The sequence below is a fragment of the Deltaproteobacteria bacterium genome (assembly GCA_016930875.1).
Lineage (GTDB): Bacteria > Desulfobacterota > Desulfobacteria > Desulfobacterales.
In genome coordinates this window covers 1-5,286 of record JAFGFW010000172.1, presented here as the reverse complement: position 1 = coordinate 5,286, position 5,286 = coordinate 1, and the positions used below count along the sequence as shown (strand labels likewise).

At 52.6% G+C, this 5,286-nt stretch carries 4 protein-coding genes; 1 reads left to right on the top strand and 3 read right to left on the bottom strand.

Annotation, left to right across the window (positions count from 1 at the left end; translation table 11 throughout):
- Window positions 1-327: 327 nt before the first annotated feature.
- Window positions 328-2,979, top strand: a complete 2,652-nt coding sequence (gcvT, locus tag JW883_14820) for a glycine cleavage system aminomethyltransferase GcvT (protein MBN1843540.1) — start codon at window positions 328-330, stop codon at window positions 2,977-2,979.
- Window positions 2,980-3,017: 38 nt separating this feature from the next.
- Here gcvT and JW883_14815 read toward each other — a convergent pair whose 3' ends face one another.
- The 3 genes from JW883_14815 to JW883_14805 all read right to left on the bottom strand — a co-directional run.
- On the bottom strand, window positions 3,018-3,920 hold the full coding sequence (locus JW883_14815) for a hypothetical protein (protein MBN1843539.1): 903 nt from the start codon (window positions 3,918-3,920) through the stop codon (window positions 3,018-3,020).
- Window positions 3,905-4,273, bottom strand: a complete 369-nt coding sequence (locus JW883_14810) for a hypothetical protein (protein MBN1843538.1) — start codon at window positions 4,271-4,273, stop codon at window positions 3,905-3,907. The genes JW883_14815 and JW883_14810 overlap by 16 nt, the downstream gene beginning before the upstream one ends.
- A gap of 53 nt (window positions 4,274-4,326) precedes the next feature.
- A partial coding sequence (locus JW883_14805) for a transposase (protein MBN1843537.1) occupies window positions 4,327-5,286 on the bottom strand: 960 nt, incomplete at its 5' end.

Sequence of the window (5,286 nt, the reverse complement as noted above, 5' to 3'; positions counted from 1 at the left end):
CACATTTTGATGCGCCGATCCATCCCGCCTGGCTGCGTTGCTCGTCGGTTAAATAGCTTGCTATTCGCCCTCCTCGCGCCTTGCCATCCGTGCGCCTCGACTCCTGAAAATGTAAACTTATTTCTTCGCGAACCCTTAATCCAGGAAGGCGCTTAACGGACAAAAAGATGCCGGAAATTATCACATCGCGGCCATGAATGCAAATAGGGACTCAATCTCTGGTTGACCGAACCAGTCGAGCCTGATAATATTTAAGTTTTCTGATTTACGCTGTCTTAAAGCGTTTTCATCCGTTCACTTTCTAAATTGAAACAAAGGAGAGGATTGATGGGCGAGCTTCACCGGACCGTTTTCCATGACCGGCACAAGGCCCTGGGCGCCAAGATCGTGGAATTTGTTGGCTGGGAAATGCCTATTCTTTACCCCGCTGGCATCGTGAACGAGCACCTGGCCACCCGCAAAAGTGCAGGGCTTTTTGATGTCTCCCACATGGGCCGGTTCATTGTCCGAGGCGCTGGGGCGCTGAAGTTCCTTCAGCACGTCTTGACGAACAACGCTCAAGCCCTCGACATTATTACGGTAGGAGCCCAGTACACGTTTATTCAAAACGAGACCGGCGGGGCAGTGGACGACGCCTATCTTTATCGCTTTGTCGAGGATGAGTACCTCTTGGTCGTCAACGCCGCCAATCTCGAAAAAGACTGGGATCACTTTCATGGAATCGTGAAGGAGTTCGATGACGTCGAGCTGATGGATCGCAGTGAAGAGATCGCCATGCTTTCACTTCAGGGGCCGAAATCCCGTGAGATCCTGGAAGGGATCATCGAATCCGGTCCCATGCCGGAACCCATGCGAAACACCGTAACTATAGTGACAATGGCTGGCGCTGAGGTGAAAGTAGCCCGCACAGGTTATACGGGCGAGCCGTTGTGTTTCGAGCTGTTTGTGAACCGGGACGACGGTCCGAAGCTGTGGGACGCCGTCATAGCAAAAGGAGCGAGCCCTATCGGCCTTGGCGCCCGCGATACACTGCGACTGGAAGCCGGTCTACCACTCTATGGCAATGAGTTGGGCGAAGACCCCGAGGGGAAGGAAATCCCCATTTTTGCCTGCCCGTTGGCAAAATTTGCTGTCAGCTTTTCTCCGCTCAAAGGGGATTTTCCGGGCAAAGACAAGCTGGCCGTGCAGCATGAGGCTTTCAAGAGAATCGTCTTCCGGGACTATTCACGCATCGCTGACCTGCCGCGGATCATCCAGCCCATTGCTGTGGCCGGGCGAGGCGTTGCCCGCCACGGAGCCAAGGTGTTCAAGGATGGCAAGCACGTGGGCTATGTCACCAGCGGCACCATGGTCCCCATGTGGAGCGTTCAGGGCGAAGGGCTGGAATCTGCGCAGACCGACCAACACCAGTTGCGCTCCATCTGTCTTGCATACGTTGACAGCGACATCATCGAGGACGACCGGCTTACCATAGACATTCGCGGCAAGGCCGTCGACGCTGCGGCCGTGCAGTTCCACATGCGCTCTGATGCGCCTCCCTATGCCAGGCCCATCATCTTTGATTACGAAATAGAAGAGGAGGCGATCCCTGCGGGTAATAGGCCCACCAAGGCCCTGCGGCTGATGGAAAAAGCCGTAGATAACACCCAATGGCGACAAGGCCGGTGTATTAACCTTATTCCATCAGAGATGACGGCTTCGCCCACGGTCCGGCTCCTTTCGGTCATGGACCCGGCGTTTCGCTATGCAGAGCACAAGAAGGCCCCGGCGTTTTACGATCTACAAGTCTTCTATTACCAGGGCACCGAGTTCATAGGCGAAGTTGAACGGATGCTGGAAGAGGAAATGAAGGGATTCCTCGGCTGTGAAAACGTGGAAACGCGTCTCGTTAGCGGGCAGATGGCCAATACAGCCGTATTCAGCGCCATGGTCGACTATATCAATCGCGCTGACCGCAAGGTTGAGCCGCGGCGCATTCGCCAGGTCATGAACAATCATATCGGCAAGGGTGGCCACCTGAGCGCCCAACCTATGGGCGCCTTGAAAGACTTTGTGGCCCGGGACCCGCGCACGGAGCGCCCGGCTGTGGTGAAATTCCCTGTCTTGGCCGACAATCCACACAAGATGGACGTGCCCGCCACGCTAAAGTTGATCGATCAGTATCGACCGGAGTTAATCGTTTTCGGTAAGAGCATGGTGCTGCACAAGGAGCCCGTCGCCAAGATCCGCCAGTTCCTCGACGGCCAGGGCATCGATGCCGTAATCATGTACGATATGGCCCATGTGCTGGGACTTATCGGACCGCATTTTCAGCAGCCCTTTGGCGAAGGGGCGGACATAGTCACCGGATCGACGCACAAGACCTTCTTCGGCACACAGCGCGGTGTGGTGGGCAGCCGTTTTGAGGAACATGAAGAACGCTACGAGCTTTGGGAGTCCTTGCTTCGGCGGGCCTTCCCCGGAGCGGTCTCCAACCACCACCTGGGCACGCTGCTCGGCCTGCTTTTGGCCGCCTACGAGATGAACCACTTCAAGAACCGATACCAGCCCAAGGTCATCGCAAACGCCAAGGCATTTGCACGGGCACTCAAGGACGCTGGATTAGACGTTGATGGCGATCCGGCCATTGACTTCACGGAAACCCATCAGGTCGTTGTCGATGTCGGTTACAGCCACGGACCGGAGATTGCCAAGCGGCTCGAGGCGAACAATATTATCTGCAATTACCAGGCGAACACGGATGAAGAAGGCTTTACCGCCTCCGGTGCGCTGCGGATGGGAGTCTCTGAAATGACGCGCTTTGGCATGGAAAAAGATGACTTCCGCACCCTGGCAGGCCTTATCTACGATATCGCCAAAAAGGATCGTAATGTCACCGAAGAGGTGAAGGCCTTGCGGAAACGTTTCCTTGAATTGCAGTTTTGCTTCCGTGGTGACGAATATGCAGATGTGATCGAGAAGCTCCACGGGCTTCTGTAAACGGAGGGATCAACGAGCGGATTTTAAGACCACAACCATCAGGACGCCCCGGAGTAAGACAATGGTGCTTGCATAGCAAGGTTGAACGCCTCTTCTCTTTCCTGAACCTCCTTCATCCTTCCTGGGTCAAGAAATGTTTGATAAATAGGGTCCATTTTGCTCACAGGTCTGGCAAGCAATTTGCGCTCGAGCAGTGACAGAACCTCAATGGACTTATCACAGACCGGGTAACCCCTGTCGTCCACCTTGATGGTCGAATCAAAGGATACCCTGGAGACATTGTTAATATCCACCAGCTTGATTTGTCCAGACCGGGTAAGTAGAAGATTCCCCACACCTGCAAGATCGGGGACATGATGTGCCTGCTCAATCATCTGTTTGGCCTTTCCTATGAAGTTCTCAGCCTTCTCGCGAACACTGTGGCTCCATGTGTCGGTGTCTGGATCTGAACCCTTATCTTTCTTGAACCCCATGTCAGACAAGAGTGAGACCAAATGGTCCATGTTCAAAGGACTCCATGGATCCAATATTTCACCTTTTACATAGTCCTGGAGGCCGCAAAGAATGATATGGTATTTCCCATCCTTTATGTAAGTCACGAGAAATTCTTCAGACATCGCCATATGCTCCGGGGCCAAATAGGTTTCTATGATTTTTACTCTTTTGATCTCTTCCTCAGCCTCTTTTAGGGTGTCAAATCGGGTTCTGAATATCCGCAGTATCTTCAAAGGCTCAGCCGTCGGATAGCGCCTCAACCCATTGATGACAAATCCCTTTGTTTCATTTTCTATATCCCTGGGATCCAATATCTCAATAAGGTGGGAGCGCAATCCTCTGCGATAATGACTCCTGTAATGATAGATTCCAGGAGCCCTCATGAAGCCAAGTCGTAAAACGTCGTCCTGACTCAGGTATAGTTTGTCTCTTAAGTCTTCTGACATGTGGGCAAAATCCTGCAGTCGGCTTCATTATTCTTCAACAGGACATAGAGGGGGACTTCAATTCCCCCAGAGGTAAGCTTGTACTGACTTCTGGTGTACCGGATGAGTTGTCCTTCGTCCTTGTACATGAGTTCATAGCCGCGCGTTAAGGGACTCGGGGGGACAACTTTGAATGCTTTAGCCTCCAGGACATGTTGGGGGTGGAATTCTATGTTGCGCTTCAAAAAGTTCTTTGCGAAGCGAAGATCTTTCTCCGGGTCTTTTCTTGGTCCCACGATCGTCCAACCCGAGTTTACGATCTCATCAAGGTAGTCTTGGGTTGATATGATTTTGATTTCTTCGAGTTTCATCATTCCCACGGGTTTTCTCCTGTTCAGGCTTTGATTGAGATCGTCAGGACAACACCTTATTCGATTAATTGCAATCCATTTTCGCGCGCAATGGTTTCTCCCCTTTCAACCGAAAACCCCACGCCAGGGGGGCTCATTTCCAACCGCCCGGCCAGTTCTCTAAGCGAAATCCCCAACTCCCTGACTGCCCAAAAGCAGAAAAGGCTCCTTGCCTTCACTCTTTGTTGCTGCTTACCCTTGGAAAATATTTCGCGCGGTTTAATCCCGTAGATTTCGGCGACCCTTTTGGCAATCCGATCCAGGTCATAACCGCGACGTTTCAATGCGTAATGACGCTCGTACTTTTCCTCGGCCTGGGAGAGCACCGCCTCTACAAACTCCGAATCTCCTAAAATCCGCTCATCGCTCATGACATGGTCCTGCCCCTGGCGTCTCAGCCTCTTTACCTCCGACCAACCTCCAAGACTTCGAATTAATCCCCCGCCTGTCAGTTCATCCTGACGACCCTGGCCGATTCCTGCCTCCACGTACTTGAGATAGGCCTTTCTTGCCCGATTTGTCGTTTTGCCGAAATATCCTAGAACATAGTCCACATCCTGCCACGGTCTCTTTTTTCTTTCCGTAAGTGCGCTATGCCCGCAATATGGGTATCTATTCAATTCTTTTAGCCCGGCAACAATGCCGGCACGGACCGGATTCAGGTGAATATACCGGACAAGTTCCTTCAGATAGGCATCTTCCTGGCAGACAATGGATTTGTAACGATTCTGAAACAGCTTGCCGTGGCGCTTGTGGCGGCGATTAAAACTGACGGCGTAACCCGTGAGGAGCCTTCTCATCACCTTGGCAAGGGGCGCCAGACCCGTTCGGAAAAGAAAACGGGCATGATTCGGCATCAATACCCATGCGTAACAGGCCGTTTGGGTCTCAGGCAGGAGTTTGGCCAGCCGATCGAGCATATCCTCCCGATCCCTGTCATTTATGAATATCTTTCGACGCCCGATTCCACGGATCAT

Excerpts from the sequence above, each read along its gene's own strand:
- gcvT (MBN1843540.1), top strand. The coding sequence starts at position 328 with ATGGGCGAGCTTCACCGGACCGTTTTCCATGACCGGCACAAGGCCCTG.
- JW883_14810 (MBN1843538.1), bottom strand. The coding sequence starts at position 4,273 with ATGATGAAACTCGAAGAAATCAAAATCATATCAACCCAAGACTACCTT.
- JW883_14815 (MBN1843539.1), bottom strand. The coding sequence starts at position 3,920 with ATGTCAGAAGACTTAAGAGACAAACTATACCTGAGTCAGGACGACGTT.